The organism is Microbacterium sp. 2216-1, assembly GCF_046507855.1.
Classification (GTDB): domain Bacteria; phylum Actinomycetota; class Actinomycetes; order Actinomycetales; family Microbacteriaceae; genus Microbacterium; species Microbacterium esteraromaticum_C.
In genome coordinates, this window is record NZ_JBKFTM010000001.1 from 662,796 (window position 1) to 679,391 (window position 16,596).

The 16,596-nt window shown below is 68.1% G+C and carries 16 protein-coding genes and 1 tRNA gene; 16 read left to right on the plus strand and 1 reads right to left on the minus strand.

The features are described from left to right. Positions 1-6: 6 nt before the first annotated feature. The 16 genes from ACLD0U_RS02960 (at position 7) to ACLD0U_RS03035 (ending at position 15,211) form a co-directional block, all read left to right on the plus strand. Positions 7-1,005, plus strand: coding sequence for a CPBP family intramembrane glutamic endopeptidase (locus ACLD0U_RS02960; protein WP_410339784.1), 999 nt, complete (start codon positions 7-9; stop codon positions 1,003-1,005). Positions 1,006-1,144: 139 nt separating this feature from the next. Further along, a complete protein-coding gene (locus tag ACLD0U_RS02965; RefSeq protein ID WP_224817477.1) occupies positions 1,145-1,807 on the plus strand; it encodes an O-methyltransferase in 663 nt (220 codons plus the stop codon). Between the two features lie 173 nt (positions 1,808-1,980). After that, the gene (locus ACLD0U_RS02970) at positions 1,981-4,365 is read left to right on the plus strand and encodes a metallophosphoesterase family protein (RefSeq protein WP_410339785.1); all 2,385 of its coding nucleotides are present in this window, start codon (positions 1,981-1,983) and stop codon (positions 4,363-4,365) included. A gap of 67 nt (positions 4,366-4,432) precedes the next feature. Further along, entirely contained in the window at positions 4,433-4,852 is a 420-nt protein-coding gene (locus ACLD0U_RS02975) for a DUF4260 family protein (protein ID WP_410339786.1), read from the plus strand. Next, positions 4,849-5,373, plus strand: coding sequence for a TetR/AcrR family transcriptional regulator (locus tag ACLD0U_RS02980; RefSeq protein ID WP_206550239.1), 525 nt, complete (start codon positions 4,849-4,851; stop codon positions 5,371-5,373). The genes ACLD0U_RS02975 and ACLD0U_RS02980 overlap by 4 nt, the downstream gene beginning before the upstream one ends. A 74-nt stretch (positions 5,374-5,447) precedes the next feature. After that, positions 5,448-6,728 carry a phosphopyruvate hydratase gene (gene eno / locus ACLD0U_RS02985; RefSeq protein ID WP_206823273.1) on the plus strand — a complete coding sequence of 427 codons (1,281 nt, stop codon included), beginning with the start codon at positions 5,448-5,450 and terminating at the stop codon, positions 6,726-6,728. 62 nt (positions 6,729-6,790) lie between these two features. Beyond that, positions 6,791-7,354, plus strand: coding sequence for an FtsB family cell division protein (locus ACLD0U_RS02990; RefSeq protein ID WP_206550237.1), 564 nt, complete (start codon positions 6,791-6,793; stop codon positions 7,352-7,354). Positions 7,355-7,438: 84 nt separating this feature from the next. Further along, on the plus strand, positions 7,439-8,002 hold the full coding sequence (locus ACLD0U_RS02995; protein WP_410339787.1) for a DUF501 domain-containing protein: 564 nt from the start codon (positions 7,439-7,441) through the stop codon (positions 8,000-8,002). After that, on the plus strand, positions 7,999-9,351 hold the full coding sequence (locus ACLD0U_RS03000) for a S8 family peptidase (protein WP_410339788.1): 1,353 nt from the start codon (positions 7,999-8,001) through the stop codon (positions 9,349-9,351). Before ACLD0U_RS02995 ends, ACLD0U_RS03000 begins: the two co-directional genes overlap by 4 nt. A gap of 20 nt (positions 9,352-9,371) precedes the next feature. Further along, positions 9,372-10,814 (plus strand): NAD(P)/FAD-dependent oxidoreductase, encoded by a 1,443-nt coding sequence (locus tag ACLD0U_RS03005; protein ID WP_410339789.1) that lies wholly within the window; start codon positions 9,372-9,374, stop codon positions 10,812-10,814. Between the two features lie 85 nt (positions 10,815-10,899). Beyond that, positions 10,900-10,972 (plus strand) — tRNA-Leu (locus tag ACLD0U_RS03010). Between the two features lie 41 nt (positions 10,973-11,013). Continuing rightward, positions 11,014-11,589, plus strand: a complete 576-nt coding sequence (locus tag ACLD0U_RS03015) for a DUF1697 domain-containing protein (RefSeq protein WP_410339790.1) — start codon at positions 11,014-11,016, stop codon at positions 11,587-11,589. Beyond that, a complete protein-coding gene (locus tag ACLD0U_RS03020; RefSeq protein ID WP_410339791.1) occupies positions 11,586-11,975 on the plus strand; it encodes a DUF1304 domain-containing protein in 390 nt (129 codons plus the stop codon). The genes ACLD0U_RS03015 and ACLD0U_RS03020 overlap by 4 nt, the downstream gene beginning before the upstream one ends. Positions 11,976-12,003: 28 nt before the next feature. Then, complete coding sequence (locus ACLD0U_RS03025; RefSeq protein WP_224817484.1) at positions 12,004-13,263, plus strand: alanine racemase; 1,260 nt, start codon at positions 12,004-12,006, stop codon at positions 13,261-13,263. Beyond that, on the plus strand, positions 13,260-14,573 hold the full coding sequence (locus tag ACLD0U_RS03030) for a D-arabinono-1,4-lactone oxidase (protein ID WP_410339792.1): 1,314 nt from the start codon (positions 13,260-13,262) through the stop codon (positions 14,571-14,573). The genes ACLD0U_RS03025 and ACLD0U_RS03030 overlap by 4 nt, the downstream gene beginning before the upstream one ends. A gap of 71 nt (positions 14,574-14,644) precedes the next feature. Then, a complete protein-coding gene (locus ACLD0U_RS03035) occupies positions 14,645-15,211 on the plus strand; it encodes a LemA family protein (RefSeq protein WP_179411423.1) in 567 nt (188 codons plus the stop codon). A gap of 38 nt (positions 15,212-15,249) precedes the next feature. Here the strand turns inward: ACLD0U_RS03035 and ACLD0U_RS03040 are convergent, their stop codons facing one another. Continuing rightward, positions 15,250-16,545 carry a winged helix-turn-helix domain-containing protein gene (locus ACLD0U_RS03040; RefSeq protein ID WP_410339793.1) on the minus strand — a complete coding sequence of 432 codons (1,296 nt, stop codon included), beginning with the start codon at positions 16,543-16,545 and terminating at the stop codon, positions 15,250-15,252. Positions 16,546-16,596 lie beyond the last annotated feature (51 nt).

A 16,596-nucleotide genomic window follows, 5' to 3' on the forward strand; every position in this document is an offset into this window, starting at 1 on the left:
AGAACAATGGATGCTGTACAACAGTCCACGACTCGTCAGAAGGTGACTATCGGGCTCAGCCCGATCCTCGCCTTCGTTCTGCTGGCCTGCGGCCTGGCCTGGCTGGTGGCGCTGCCGCTGTGGCTGGGTGACGGCCTCGCCTCGCCCCTGACCGGCGTACTGCTGCCCCTGATGATGTTCACGCCGGCTCTTGCACTGCTGATCGTGATGTTCACGATGCATCCGATTCCGAAGGGCGAGCGGCTGCGGTTTCTCGGAATGTGGCCGTTGCGCCCCGGGAAGCGGGTCGTGTGGATGATGGTGATCGGCCTGTTCGGCACGGTCGCCGTCGTCGTGGCGGCGATGCTCCTGTCGGTCGCGCTCGGGTGGCTCTCGGCCGACTTCATCGGGCTCTCCGGATTCGCGCAGACGCTCGAATCGTCGGTGCCCGCGGGAACGCCGCTGCCGCCCGCGTGGGTGCTGGTTGCCGTGCAGCTGGCCTCGATCCCGTTCGCGGCGGCGACCATCAACGCCGTGATGGCCTTCGGAGAAGAGTTGGGGTGGCGGGGATTCCTGGTGCCCGCACTGCGCCGCTACGGCACCTGGCCCGCACTGCTGATCAGCGGCGCGATCTGGGGCGTGTGGCATGCACCGGTCATTCTGCTCGGCTACAACTTCGGTCGCACCGACATCACCGGGGTGTTGCTGATGACGGCAGGTTGCATCGTCTGGGGCGTCCTGCTGGGGTGGTTGCGGCTGCGCAGCGCGTCGATGTGGCCGGCCGTGTTCGCGCACGGTGCGCTCAACGCGGCGGCCGGCCTGCCGATCGTGTTCCTCGCCGCAGGGGCTGTCACCGACCCGGCCCTGTCGCTGGCGCTGGGCGTCTCGGGCTGGATCGTCGGCGGCGCGATCATCGTCGTGTTGCTGCTGACCGGCCAGTTCCGTCAGCAGCCGAACCTGGCAGAGCCCAAGCCCCGGGCCTCCGTCGCCCCGCCGGTCGCGCCACCCGCCCCGCCGGTGGCCTGATCCCGTCGGAAATCCCAGACCATCCGGCATCCGATCGGTGTGTCGCGGCGCGGCGCGCAGCCGGCCGCGCGGACGGTCTGGGGTTTCCCACACAGCGCAGAGTCTTGACCGCGCGCGGCGCGCCGGGTTGGCTGAGGGCATGGCCGAATCCACACCGCAGAACTGGCACGACGTCGACCACTACCTCGCCGAGACGCTCGTCGGGCACGATCCCGCGCTCGAGGCGGCGCTCGCCGCACAGCGGGGCGCTGGGATGCCCGAGATCGAGGTCGCGCCCGTGGCCGGCAAGCTCCTGAACCTCCTGGTACGCATCAGCGGTGCCGAACGGGTGCTCGAGATCGGAACGCTCGGCGGCTACTCGACCATCTGGATGGCCCGCGCCGTGGGTGAGCGCGGGCGGGTGACCACGATCGAGGCCGAGAGCGGCAACGCCGCCGTGGCACGAGCGAGCATCGACGCGGCCGGGGTCGGTGACCGCGTCGACATCCGCATCGGACGCGCCGCCGACGTGTTGCCGACGCTCGTCGGCGGCTTCGACCTGGTGTTCATCGACGCCGACAAGGAATCGAACACCACCTATCTCGACTGGGCCGCGAAGCTCGGGCATCCGGGCACCGTCGTGATCGTCGACAACATCGGACGCAACGGCGATGTCGCCGACGCGTCGAGCACCGATCCGATGGTGGTCGGCACGCGCGCGGGACTGCGGATGCTGGCAGATGACCCACGCTTCGATGCCACGGCCCTGCAGACCGTCGGTCTGAAGGGATGGGACGGGGTCGCACTCGCCGTCGTCGTCTGAGCGAGACGACCGGGACGCACAAGACGCGGGAACGGCTGCCAGGGGAGTCACCCGGCAGTTCACCCGAGCGTGCATTCGTGTTCAGGTCGCGTCCCTAGCATCCGAGATCTACCCCCTGCGCCGCGCGATTCGCGCCAGGATCGCGCGCGCCGAAACGGAAGGATCTCCACCCCATGAACCGACGCCGCTCGCGTACCTCCACGGTCGCTCTGGGCGCCTTGCTCTGCGCCACACTCGCAGTGCCGCTCGCCTCGGCTGCCCACGCAGCCGAGGATCCGACGACCGACCCGGTGGGCGATCTCGCGCTGCTGAGCGATCCGTTCCTGCAACTCCCCACCGCCGACGGCGTGCGAGTGGTCTGGGCCACCGAGTACGCAGGTGATGGGAACGTCGTGCTCGTCGGTGAGGGCGTGTCGTCGCTGACCGTGGAGCAGGCACGCGCTGCGGCCACTGGGGTGACTTTCTCCGGTGTCACGGCCTACGCGGCGGAATCGTCCCGCTTCTCGCGACTTGCCGAGGACGCCTCCTCGCGCCTGCCGCAAGACCTCCTGCCCTCTGCCGAGGACGGCATCGCAGCGCGCGAGGTGTGGCGTCACGAAGCCGCCGTCGTAGGGCTCGCCGCCGGTGAACGCGTCGACTACCGCGTCGTCTCGACCGACGGCGACGGAACCGTCGTCTCAGGCACCTTCTCGCTCGCGCCGTCGCCGCAGGCCGGCGACGACCTGCGGGTGCTGATCACGAGCGATCACCAGGCGATGGCGAACACTCCCGCGAACCTGCAGATGGCGGCCGAGACGATCGGCGACATCGACGCGGTGTTCCTCGCCGGCGACCTCGTCAACCACCCCGACCGCGCATCGGAGTGGTTCGACGACACCCGCGGGAGCGCCTTCTTCGCCGCACTCCAGGGCAACGGCGGACGCATCGACAACAATGGCGTGCAACAGTACTCCGGTGGCGAGATCGTGCAGAACGCCGTGCTGTTCCCCGCGGTCGGCAACCACGAGGTGCAGGGCCGGGTAGACGGAAAGACCAAGATCGGGGCCTCGTTCGGCGCGCCGGTGCCGGTGGAGATCGCCGAGGCCGAGTACGAGAAGGTCGCCGCGGACGTGAATCCCACCGCCGACCCCGACGTGAAAGCGCAGTGGATCGAGAACAACTCGTTCAGCACGACCAGCTACGAGGAGATGTTCACGCTTCCCGATGACTCACCCGGCGGCGAGACTTACTACGCGGTGACCTTCGGTGACATCCGGCTCGTCTCGCTGTACTCGACGCGCATCTGGCGGGGCACCGCCGCGCAGGCCGACGCGCAGGAGCGCACCTCGACCAGCCGCTATCAGGAGGCGGCGGCGAACCTCGACGCGCCCCTGGAGCAGGGCTACGGCGAGTTCGTGTTCGAGTCGCTCGAAGAGGGCAGCGAGCAGTACGAATGGCTCGAGGCGGAACTCGCGAGTGACGACTTCCAAGACGCGCGCTTTCGGGTCGTCATGCTGCACGAGGGGCCGCAGGGGCTCGGTGACAACGTCATGCCGCACTTCGCCGAACCGACGCGCATCGAAGAGACCAACGCCGAGGGCGAGGTCGTCGGCGTGCGCTACGAGTACGAACCCGACAACAACATGCTGCTGAACGACCTGACGCCTCTGCTCGAGTCCGCCGGCGTCGATCTCGTGCACAACGGTCACTCCCACCTGTGGAACCGTTTCGTCTCCGAGAACGGAGTCAACTACCTCGAGACCAGCAATACCGGTAACTCCTACGGCGCGTATCACGAGCTGAGCGGTCGCAGCAGGCCCCTGCCGCCGGAGCCTTGGGATGCCTCGAACTACCTGTCGCAGGGCAACCCGGGCGGCCTTGAGGCCGTGGTGCCAAACGTCGCGCCGTTCCGCACGGAAACCGGAGACCCCCAGCCGTTCGTGCAGTCCAACGATCTGGCGGTGTTCGCGATGCTTGACACGGCCGCGAACGAGGTCGTCTCGTACGCGTACGACGTGCGCACCCCAGAGACCTCACCGTGGGTCATCGACCGGTTCGCGCTGGGTCGTGAGGCAGGGGAGCCGGTCGACCCGGAGCCCACGCCTGAGCCGACCGACCCGACTGACCCGACCGAGCCGACCGACCCGACTGAGCCTGGCGATGGCGGAGAGCTCGCGATCACCACGTCGGTGTCGTCGGTCGCTGCCGGTGGCGAGGTGACGATCTCGGCATCCGGCCTGGCCGCGGGCGAGGCGGCGACCATCGAGTTGCACTCCGATCCGGTCGTTCTGGGCACGGCGGTGGCAGATGCCTCGGGCGAACTCTCCGCAACGGTCACGATTCCCGCGACGACCGAGCCGGGGGCGCACGAGATCGTCCTCGTCGCCGCGTCGGGTGAGAGCGCAGGCGTCGAGATCATGGTGGTCGCGACCGACGTCGCGTCGCCCGGCGAGAGCGGTGACCTGGCCGCGACGGGCTCGTCCCTCCCGGTAGGGCTCCTGCTCGGGGGTGGCGTCCTGCTCGCCGTCGGCGGCGCGGTGACGTTCTTCGCCCTCCGTCGACGCGGCCGGATCGGCTGACCTTCTCTGCCGCGGACGCACGCGGCGATGATTGACGAATGACCATGCGGCTAATACCATTAGCCGCATGGTCATTCGCATCCTTTGGGGAACTCTCGCCGCCGCCGCGATCACGCTGTCCGTGATCTCATCGGTCGACTACGGCTGGATCGTCGGTGGTCCGGTGATCGCCTTTGCACTGCTGCCCGATGTCGCTCTCATCGGCGCCTTCGACCCGACCCGTTCGGGTGCGCTGCGCCCTGACCGGGTGGTGGGGTACAACATGCTGCACCTCGCACGCTTTCCGGTGCTGCTCATCGCGGGTGGCTCATTGATCACGCTTCCCGTGGTCGGAGGTGCGCCGGGAGGAGCCGTGGTCGTTGGCATGGGGCTCGCCTGGTTGGCACACATCGCCGTCGACCGTGCCGTCGGCTACGGACTGCGAGACCGCGACGGGTACATTCGATCGGTCGCCGGTACGCCGACGCCCGGCGCGTGCCAGGCATGAGCGCTCGCCGCGAGCAGATCCTCGACGTCGCCGAACGGGTGCTCGAAGACGTCGGGGCGGACCGCTTCGGAATCGGTGAACTCGCCCGTGCGCTCGATATCAAACCGCCGAGCCTGTACAAGCACTTCCGAGGCCTTGACGCCATCGTGCACGCGCTCATCTCTCGCGGCTTCGTGCGGCTCGGCGTTGCACTGGAGGGCGCTGACGGGCTGGCGGGATTCGCCGAGGTGTACCGTGCCCAGGCGCTCGCTGCACCGCAACTGTACTGTCTGATGACCCAGCATCCGCTCGACCGCACCCAGCTCGAACCCGGCGCGGAGGAGCGGGCGATGCGCGCACTGCTCGACCTGTTCGGCGAGAGCGTGCAGGATCACCCGCGGGCGCGGGCCGCATGGGCGTTCGCGCACGGCCTGGTCGCGCTCGAGATCGCCCAGCGCTTTCCACCCGGCGCGGATCCCGGGCCGTCCTGGGCGGTTCTGGTGTCATCGCTGGCGCCGCGTCATGCGTCCCCGGCGGGCTGAGCACCCCGGGTTAGACTGGGCCACGGATCGACGTCGCTCCACACCACCTTTCCTCTCTGAAAAGGAGCACATCTGTGGCACTCATCGAGGCAGTAGGCGCACGCGAGATTCTCGACTCGCGCGGAAACCCGACCGTCGAGGTGGAGGTGCTCCTCGATGACGGGATCGTGCAGCGCGCCGCCGTCCCGTCCGGTGCATCCACCGGCGCTTTCGAGGCATACGAGCTGCGCGACGGCGACAAGGGTCGCTACGGCGGCAAGGGCGTTCTGAAGGCCGTCGAGGCTGTGCTCGACGAGCTCGGCCCCGCCATCGAGGGCGTTGAGGCGAGCGAGCAGCGCATCGTCGACGAGATCCTCAACGAGGTCGACGGCACCGACAACAAGAAGCGCGTGGGCGCCAACGCCATCCTCGGCGTCAGCCTCGCTGTGGCCAAGGCCGCTGCCGATTCGGCCGACCTGCCGCTGTACCGCTACCTGGGCGGACCGAACGCGCACGTGCTGCCCGTTCCGCTGTTCAACGTCATCAACGGTGGCGAGCACGCCGACAACGGCATCGACATGCAGGAGTTCTTCCTCGCCCCGATCGGCGCCGACACCTACTCGGAGTCGCTGCGCTGGGGCGTCGAGACCTACCACGTGCTGCGCAGCGAGCTGCAGGCCGCCGGCTACGCCACCGGTCTCGGCGACGAGGGCGGCTTCGCTCCCGACCTGCCCAGCAACCGCGAGGGCCTGGAGTTCCTGATCAAGGCGATCGAGAAGGCGGGCTTCACTCCGGGCAAGGACATCGCCCTGGGTCTTGACGTCGCCGCGACCGAGTTCTTCAACGACGGCGTGTACCGCCTCGACAACAAGGACTGGACCGGCCCCGAGCTGATCGAGTACTACCAGGGCCTGGTCAACGACTTCCCGATCGTCACGATCGAGGACGCGCTGGCCGAGGACGACTGGGACAACTGGAAGCTGCTCACGGATGCCCTCGGCAGCAAGGTGCAGCTGGTCGGAGACGACCTGTTCGTCACCAACCCCGAGCGCCTCGCCGACGGCATCGCCCGTGGCGTCGGCAACTCGCTGCTGGTGAAGGTCAACCAGATCGGCACGCTCACCGAGACGTTCGACGCGGTCAGCCTGGCGCAGCGCTCCGGTTACACGGCCATGCTCTCGCACCGTTCGGGTGAGACCGAAGACACCACGATCGCCGACCTCGCTGTCGCGACCAACGCCGGTCAGATCAAGACCGGTGCGCCCGCCCGCAGCGAGCGCGTCGCGAAGTACAATCAGCTTCTGCGCATCGAAGAGGACCTCGGTGACGCCGCGGTGTTCGCCGGTGCATCGGCGTTCCCGCGCTTCGGCCGCTGAGCCAAGACACGCGGACGCTGAACGGCTGATACCGCACTGAGACGCTACGAAGGAGGGGGAGCATGGCACGACGACCGGCTCCCCCTTCATCGTCTCCGCACAGCGATGAGCCGCGCCCGCAGCACGCACCGCGCACCCCGGCATCCGCCCCGTCGAGCCGCAGAACGCGCACCCGTTTCGCCGACCGCGCCGTCGATGTGCGGGAGTGGGCCAGCGGCATCCGCCTCTCGGCCTTCGCAGCGATCATGCTCTCACTCGTGGTCTTGGGCACCTGGGTGCTCGTGCCGACCATCGGCACGTACCTCGACCAGCGCCAGAAGATCGCCGCCCTCGAGCACTCGGTGCAGCTGACCGAGGAGCAGATCGCCGAGCTCGAGCGCGAGCAGGCGCGCTGGGATGATCCGGTGTACATCACCACTCAGGCGCGTGAACGGCTCTACTACGTCAGGCCCGGTCAGGTGCCCTACCTCGTCGACTTCGATCTCGACCCCGCTGACCTGCCGCCCGCGCAGCAGGACGTCAGTGAGGAACTGCAGCAGCGCGGAGCAGACTGGATGCCACACTTGCTGCGCAGCATGACCGCCGCCGGGCTGGCACAGACCGCCGTCGGCACGCCCGCGCGCTGACCCGTGATGCCGCCGGAGGCGGACACCGTCGGAACACAGCCCGCGCTGAGTCGGCACACAGGCGCTCTCCCGTACTCTGGAGTAGTGACGAGACCGCCGTTTGAGCCACCGACCGCCGCCGAGATCGCCGTGGTCTCCGATCAGTTGGGGCGCCCCGCACGCGGTGTCGTCGGTATCGCCGCGCGCTGCGTGTGCGGAAACCCGACCGTCGTCGCGACGGCGCCGCGCCTGCACGACGGAACGCCCTTCCCGACCTTCTACTACCTGACCCATCCTGCGGCCACCGCAGCCATGTCGACGCTTGAGGCGACGCAGGTGATGCCCGAGCTGGCACAGATGCTCGATGAGGACGAGGACGTAGCCGCCGGGTACCAGCGTGCACACGAGGCGTACCTGGCCGACCGCGCCCAGTTCGGCGAGGTCCCCGAGATCGACGGCATCTCGGCGGGTGGCATGCCGACCCGTGTGAAGTGCCTGCACGCACTTGCCGGTCACGCCCTTGCGGCCGGGCCCGGTCTCAATCCGATCGGTGACGAAGCGCTGGTGCGATCGAGCTGGTCGCCCGAGCGGTGCGCATGCGCCGCGCCGGGCGCGGCTCTGCGCGACGCGGATGACACTCCGGCTTCCGAAGGGGACGCCTCGGAATGACGGCACGGCGGATGCTGTCGGGCATCGCCGCGATCGCGGTGATGACGAGCTCCGTGATCCTCGGCGCGGTGCCGGGGGAGTCGGCCGCCGCGCAGGTGCACGACGCCGAGACCGAAGAGACTCCGGCGCCGCTGCCGATTCCCGACGACCCATCGGATCCCGTGCGCGCCACCGAGTATTGGCTCGATGGTGCGAAGATCCGCGATGCGTGGCAGGTCACGCGCGGCGAAGGTGTCACCATCGCGGTGCTCGACACCGGTATCGGAGAGGCCGCGGGGATCTTCGGCGACGCTGTCATCGGCGGTACGGACGTGTCCGGGGCCGGTGCCAACGACGGACGCACACCGGTCGGTGTGGTCAACCGGGCCCACGGCACGCTGGTCGGCTCGATCGCGGCGGCACCGGGCAACGTCGACGGTACGGGCTTGATCGGTGTTGCGCCGCGCGCCGATCTGCTGTCGGTGTCTCTCGGGTTTCCTGGCACATCGGCCACGGTGCCGTTCAGCGACCAGGTGGCCGAGGGCATCAAGTGGGCGGTCGACAACGGTGCCGATGTCATCAACCTGTCGTTCACCACGAACACTCTCGACTGGGACAAGAGCTGGGATGAGGCCTTCCTCTACGCCTACGAGCACGACGTCGTCGTGGTCGCCGCAGCGGGCAACCGTGACAGCGGCACGACGATCATCGGTGCCCCGGCGACGATCCCCGGCGTGCTCACCGTCGGCGGCGTCGACCAGACCGGTGTGGCCAGCCAGGGGGCATCCACGCAGGGCATCACCATCGGTGTGATGGCGCCGAGCGAGTCGCTCATCGGCTACACGGCGGACGGCGAGATCGTCGGGTGGAACGGCACCAGCGGTGCCGCGCCGATCGTGGCCGGCGCCGTGGCGCTGGTGCGCGCGGCGCACCCTGACCTGGATGCCGCCAACGTCATCAACCGGATCGTCAAGACTGCGGTTCCCGTGCCCGAAATGCAGCGCACCCCCGACCCGCTGTACGGTTACGGGCTGCTCGACGTACACGCCGCAGTGACCGCGTCGGTGCCGCGCGTGGAGAGCAACCCGATGGGAGACCTGCAGGAGTGGGTTCGGGTGTACCGACGAGCGGATGCCCCGGATCGGCCGGATCCGCAGGACACGACCGAACCGGTGACCATCCCGCCGTTGCCGCCGCCGGAGCCGCCCACCGAGGCGGGCACCCCGTTGCTGCCGACAGCGGAGTCACTGCGATACGGTACCCTGCCGCTTCTGGCGCTCACGGTGCCTGGTATCCTGATAGCGCTTGGCGTCACCGCAGCTGCCCGGCGCATCCGAACGGAGCGCGGTCGACGCGTTCCCACCCCCTGACGACGAGGAGTTGTCCCCCTGTGCCTCAGAACAGCACTGCACCCCGCATTCTGATTGTCGGTGGAGGCTACGCAGGTTTCTACACCGCATGGAAGCTTGAGAAGCACCTTCGCAAGGGTGAAGCTGATGTGACGATGGTCGACCCGCTGCCGTACATGACGTACCAGCCGTTCCTGCCCGAGGTCGCCGCCGGTTCGATTGAGGCGCGCCACGCTGTCGTCGCGCACCGTCGCCACCTCAAGCGCACCAACGTGATCACCGCGAAGGTCACCGGCATCGACCACGCGAACAAGGTCGCCACGATCACGCCGCTGGTCGGCGAGCCGTACGAGTTCGCGTACGACCAGATCGTCGTCACCGCCGGTGCCGTCTCGCGTACGTTCCCGATCCCGGGCATCGCCGACAACGCCATCGGGCTCAAGACCATCGAAGAGGCCGTCGCCGTTCGCGACCGCCTGCTGTCGAACTTCGACAAGGCGGCCTCGGTGCCGGCCGGTCCCGAGCGCGACCGTCTGCTGACCGTTGTCGTCGTTGGTGGTGGCTTCGCGGGTATCGAGGCATTCGCCGAGCTGCGCTCGCTCGCCTCGTCGCTGATCGCGAAGTACCCGCAGCTGTCGTTCGAGGACACCCACTTCCACCTCATCGAGGCGATGGGCCGGATCATGCCCGAGGTCTCGCTGAAGACCAGCGAGTGGGTGCTGAAGGACCTCGCCAAGCGCGGCGCGAACGTTCACCTCGACACTCAGGTCACCGGTGCTGTCGATGGCAACGTCGAGCTCTCGACCGGCCAGGTCATCCCGACCGACCTGATCGTCTGGACGGCCGGCGTGATGGCCAACCCCACTGTCGTTCGTGGCGGCGACCTGCCCGTCGAAGAGCGCGGCCGTATCCAGACCCGTGCAGACCTGCGCGTCGGAACCGCCGAGGAGCCCGTCGAGGGTGCCTGGGCCGCCGGTGACGTTTCGGCTGTGCCGGACCTCTCGGGTGGCGGGGTCGGCGGCTACTGCGTGCCGAACGCCCAGCACGCCGTGCGTCAGGCGAAGGTGCTCGCGAAGAACCTGGTGGCCGTGTTGCGCGGCGAAGGCACCCGCGAGTACTTCCACAAGAACCTCGGCGCCGTGGCCGGTCTCGGCCTGTACAACGGTGTCTTCCAGTCGGGCAAGATCGCTCTGAAGGGCTTCGTCGCCTGGCTCGCGCACCGCGGATACCACGGACTGGCGATGCCGTCGTGGGAGCGCAAGTGGCGCGTGCTGTGGGGCTGGTGGAACAACCTGTGGCTCGGCCGCGACATCGTCAACCTCGAAGCCGTGCAGCAGCCGCGCGCGGTGTTCGAGGAGTTCGCGGCACGCCCGCGCCCGGCGGCCGCTGCGGCACCGGTCAAGGACGCTGCCGTGAAGGACGCACCCGCAAAGGACGCTGAGAAGACGTCGGCTGAGAAGCAGAAGGTCGCGGCGGGAGCCTGACCCTCTGATCGAACGCCTGCAGGGCCCGCGCGAGATGTCGCGCGGGCCCTTTGCGTGTCTCGGGCCTGGGTAGGCTGAGACCTGCGCCCCTATAGCCCAACGGCAGAGGCAGGCGACTTAAAATCGCTTCAGTCTGGGTTCGAATCCCAGTGGGGGCACGGAGTGACGCAACTCTGCGGGCTGCCGCTATCGTGTGCAGATGGAGTCTGTCGCGTTCTTTCGCAACATGAACCTGGGGCACGCGGGAAGCCCCGGCCGGGCCACGCTTCTTAGCGCCTTCGCCGATGCGGGAGCAGCTCAGGCCAGATCGTTTCAATCCAACGGCACAGTGATCTTCGACGCAGAAGATCCTGCCGCGACGGCGCAGCACGTCAGGCAGCTGTTGAGCGGGACCTATGACGACGCGGTGATGGTCCGCAGCCTCGACCGTGTCGAGCAGATCATCGCTGACTTCCCGCCTGTCGAAGCCGGCAACGATCATTACCGGGAGATGATCGTCTTCTACGATCGTGTCGTCCCCGGCGCCGACGCGCTGCGTGCCGGAGGGCGAGACGGACTCGTCCAGCTGCTGCGCGTCGATGCCGACGCGGTGAGTGGTCTCATATGGAAGCCGAAGAACACTGCCGGCAACATGACGGCTGTGGTCGAAGCAGCGCTCGCGCTGCCGTGTACTGCTCGCACGCTGGGCACGCTGCAACGTCTGTTGAAGCAGGTACGGGGCCGCGCCGACGTGGTCGCCCCGCACGGAGGCACAGGAAAGGAACTCCGATCATGATCGTTGCAGGGCTCGTTTTGGCATCCGCTGCCGCGCTGGTGCATGTCTTCATCTTCTATCTGGAGTCCATCGCGTGGACCAGCCCGCGTGCGCGAAAGATCTTCGGCACCGGCACCTTCGAGCAGGCCAAGACGCAGAAGGAGCTCGCGTTCAATCAGGGCTTCTACAACCTCTTCCTCGCAGTCATCACCATGCTCGGAACCGTGTTCTTCGCCGCGGGCGCGCACACGGTCGGCGCGACGCTGGTGTTCACGGGCACCGGCTCGATGGTCGCCGCGAGCCTTGTGCTGCTGCTGTCGAGCCCCGACAAAGCGGGAGCAGCGTTGAAGCAGGGCGTGATTCCGCTGCTCGGCGTCATCGCCCTGGCCCTCGGTCTCGCACTCTGACGACGCGATCGCCCCGTATGGTGGAGGGGTGCTCGACCTCACCGCTGAACGGAGTCCGAACGCCGACGCCCGCGCTGACGCACGTCCGCAGACGGCCGCGTGGCGGTCGCCAGAGCGTTATTGGCGCTCGCTGAGTGATGCGACGGCGCACCTGCCAGCGCCGGTCGCGATCATCGAACAGGATGCGCTGCGGTACAACGCGCTCGATCTTCTGGTCCGTGCCGGGGGGTTGCCGATCCGCGTCGCGACGAAGTCGGTGCGCGTGCGGGCCGTGCTCGATGCCGTACTCGCCATCCCGGGCTATCGCGGCATCCTGTCCTTCACGTTGGACGAGGCGCTGTGGCTCGCCCAGGAACACGACGACATCGTGCTCGGGTACCCCACGGTCGACCGCGCGGGGCTGGCGACGCTCGTCGCGGATGAGAAGCTCGCCTCACGCATCACACTGATGATCGACGACATCGCTCATCTCGATCTGATCGATGCCATCGCCGCTCCGGGTAGCCGTCCCGAGGTGCGCGTTGCGATCGATGTGGATGCGTCCTTGCGTTCTGCGACCATCGGGCACGTCGGGGTACGTAGGTCTCCGTTGCACACGGCTGCCGACGTCGCCGGGTTCGCGCGTCAGGTCGTCCGCCGCCCGGGGTTCCGGCTCGTCGGGTTGCAGATGTATGAGGCCCAGATCGCCGGACAGGGTGATGCTGCGGGTGCCGATGCTCCGCTGATCCGGATGGTGCAGGCGCGTTCACGCGAAGAACTGCGCCAGCGCCGTGCTGAGATCGCGGATGTCCTGCTTGGTATCGCGCCGTTGGAGTTCCTCAACGGCGGGGGAACCGGTTCGCTCGAGTTCACCGGCAGCGACCAGTCCCTGACCGAGGCGACGGCCGGTAGCGGCCTGCTCGCCGGGCACCTGTTCGACGGCTATCGGTCGTTTTCGCCAGCGCCCGCGACAGCATTCGCGTTCGACGTCGTGCGAAAGCCAGAGCGCGAGATCGCCACGGTACTCGGCGGCGGATGGATCGCCTCTGGCCCCGCCGCCGCCTCTCGGCAGCCCGCGCCGGTGTGGCCTCCGCGTCTGCGCACGCTCCCGAGAGAAGCAGCCGGTGAAGTGCAGACGCCGTTGCAGGGCACAGCCGCGGGCGATCTGCGGATCGGCGACCGGGTATGGTTCCGGCACGCGAAGAGCGGTGAACCCGCTGAACGCATCAACACGTACCATGTGATCGCCGACGGGGCCGTCATCGGAGAGGTCCCGACGTACCGAGGAGAGGGGAAGGCCTTCCTATGACGCGACCCGGGGGAGTCTGGCAGAACTGGGGCCGCTCAGCCACTGTGCGCCCGGTGCGCGTGGAACGGCCGCGATCCCCCGAGGGCGTGCAACGTGCGGTCAAGGCCGCCGTCTCGCAAGGCCTGACGGTGAAAGCCGTGGGCGCGAGTCACAGCTTCACCGGTATCGCTGTCGCCCCCGGCGTGCTACTGGAGCTCGACGACCTGCAGGGCCTCGTTTCGGCGGATGCCGCCAGCGGACGGGTCACACTGCTCGGCGGCACACGCCTGCATCGCATCCCGGGTCTGCTGCGCCATTACGGTCTCGCGATGGAGAACCTCGGCGACATCGACCGACAGTCGATCAGTGGGGCGATCTCGACGGGAACGCACGGCACCGGCACAGACTTCGGCGGGATCGCCACTCAGGTGCGCGGACTGACCCTCATCACGGCGGAGGGGGAGTTTCTGCGCATTGACGAGACGCACAACCCCGAGCTGCTGCCGGCGGCAGCACTTGGTCTCGGTGCGCTGGGCATCATCGTCGAGGTCACGCTGCAGTGCGTTCCCGCGTTCATCCTGCAAGCGATCGACGAGCCCGCCCCGCTCGACGACGTGCTCGCCTCGGTGCATGAGCGCGCCGTCGCGCACGATCATTTCGAGTTCTACTGGTTCCCGCACACCGAGGTGGCGCTGACCAAGACGCAGACCCGTCTGCCGGAATCGGCACGACGACAGCCGCTCCCGCGCCTCGGCAAGTGGGTGGATGAGACGCTGCTGTCCAACGGCGTGTACCGCGTCGTGTGCGCCGCGGCGCAGGCGGTGCCGGCCATCACCCCTCGGTTCAACCGGCTTGCCGTGCAGCTGACCGGTGACCGCGAGTACACCGACCGTTCCCACACCGTGCTCACACAACGTCGCACCGTGCGCTTCCGAGAGATGGAGTACGCCCTCCCCATCGACCAGCTGGTGCCCGCGTTCCGTGAGCTTCAGCAACTGATCGACGACCGAGGGTGGCGCATCGAGTTCCCGATCGAGGTAAGGTTCGCGGCGGCCGACGACCTGTGGATGTCGACCGCGAGCGGGCGGGCCAGCGCTTATGTCGCCGCGCACCGGTACTGGCGTGCCGATCCGCGCGAGTACTTCGAGGCCGTCGAACAGATCATGCTGCAGCACGGCGGGCGCCCGCACTGGGGAAAGCTGCACACGCTCGGCGCTGAGCAGCTGCGCGAGCGCTACCCGCGGTTCGACGACTTCGTGGCGTTGCGCGACCGCCTGGATCCCGAGCGACTCTTCGGCAACCGGCATCTGGAACGCATTCTCGGCGCGTGACGTACCGTGCCGCCCAGCGGACGTGCAGTGACGGGCGCATAGGATGGATCTCGATCCAAGAGGGGGACCGCATGGAATGGCTGTGGCCGGTACTGATCGTCGTCGGCGTGCTGGTGCTCGTCGGTATCTATCTCTGGTCGACGTACAACTCGCTGGTGCAGCTCAACGTCCGCGTCGACGAGGCCTGGAGCGGCATCACCGTGCAGCTCAAGCGGCGCGCCGACCTGATCCCCAACCTCATCGAGACGGTGCGCGGTTATGCGGCGCATGAAAAGGCCGTCTTCGAAGGAGTGACGCGCGCACGCGCCGAAACCCTTTCTGCCAGCGGCCCGGCTGAGGCCGGCGTCGCCGAAGGTCACCTGCAGCAGGCGCTGCGCAGCCTGTTCGCCGTCGCCGAGGCATATCCGCAACTTCAGGCGAGCCAGAACTACCTGCAGTTGCAGCACTCGCTCGTCGATACCGAGGACAAGATCCAGGCGGCCCGTCGCTACTACAACGGTGGCGTGCGCGAGCTGAATACGAAGATCAAGGTCTTCCCGAACAACATGTTCGCCCGGGGGATCGGCTTCAACGAGCGCGAGTTCTTCGAGGTCGCCGACGACGGTGCGGTCTCCGAACCGCCGCGCGTCCAGTTCTGAGCCGCGAACTCAGCACTCTTCTTCTGGCAGCAGAAGCTTCAGATCGCGCTGACCACTTCACGCGGGTGCTCGTGCCGATCAACCGGCGTCTCCTGGCCGTGCAGGGCGTGCGCGATAGCATCCGAGGCATCGCCCCAGCCCGAGACGCTCAGACGTTCCAATCCCTGCCAACGCGCCGCGCGCACCAACTCTTCCGCCACACGGGGAGCGTCGCGCTCGGCGACGGCGTGCGGTTCCCACCAAGCCGACTGCACACGCAACACCGACGCCGCACGGTCGGCCTTCAGATCCACGCGGGCGACAATCCGGTCACCGACCAGAACAGGTAGCGAGTAGTAGCCGTAGCGGCGCTTCGCCGCGGGCACGTAGATCTCGATGCGATAGTCGAGATCGAAGACGCGCAGCGCACGATCCCGGAACCAGATCACCGGATCGAACGGCGTCAGCAGCGCGGCTCGGTCGATGCGCCGAGCGAGCACGGCGTCGCGGTGTCGCCACGCGGGCAGAGGTCGACCGCCGCGCTCCCAGCCGCGCACCGACACCGGCTCGAGCTCACCGGAATCGACGAGCTCGTCGACCGCGGCGCGCACTCCGGCCTGATCCCGCAGCCGGTAGTAGTCGTTGAGATCGGCCACCGTCGCGACGCCGTACGAGCGCGCAGCGCGGCGCACCAGTTCGCGCACCGCATCGGCCCGCTCGATGTTCGTGTTGCGCAACTCGGCCGGGATGACCTGCTCGGCCAGGCCGTAACGGCGTTCGAACCCGATGCGTCCGGCGATCGCGACCTCGCCGCACCGCCACAGATGCTCCAGAGCGAGCTTCGCGTCGTCCCAGTCCCACCAACTGCCGCGTTCCCGGGGTGCGTCGTCGCGCAGATCGGCGGGACGCAACGGTCCGCGATCGCGCAACTCCGCGCGCACCCAGTCGAGGGTACGGGTATGCACGTGACCCCACTCGTCGGGGGAGGAGATCCGTTGCTGCCAGCCGCGCATGCGGAATCCCCACAACGGCCAGTCGTCGACGGGCATGAACGTCGCCTCGTGCGCGAGGTACTCGACGTAGTGGGTGGTGCGCGACAGGAACGTGCGATCCAGCATTGACGTCGGATACGCACCCAGCCGCGAGAACATCGGCATGTAATGCGAGCGCGCGAACACATTCACCGAGTCGATCTGCAGCACGCCCAGCCGATCCATCGTGCGGTGGAAGTGCCTGGGGGCGACGGCCGCGGGCATCCGACGTGAGAATCCCTGCGCCGCGAGCGTGATGCGCCGGGCTTCGGATGCTGTCAGCGTGTCCGCGCCGCGGCGCGGCGGCGTGCCGGTGGGGGTCATGCGGCCAGGCTAGCGGGCACCGCCGACATGGTTCCGGAACGCTCAGGCGCG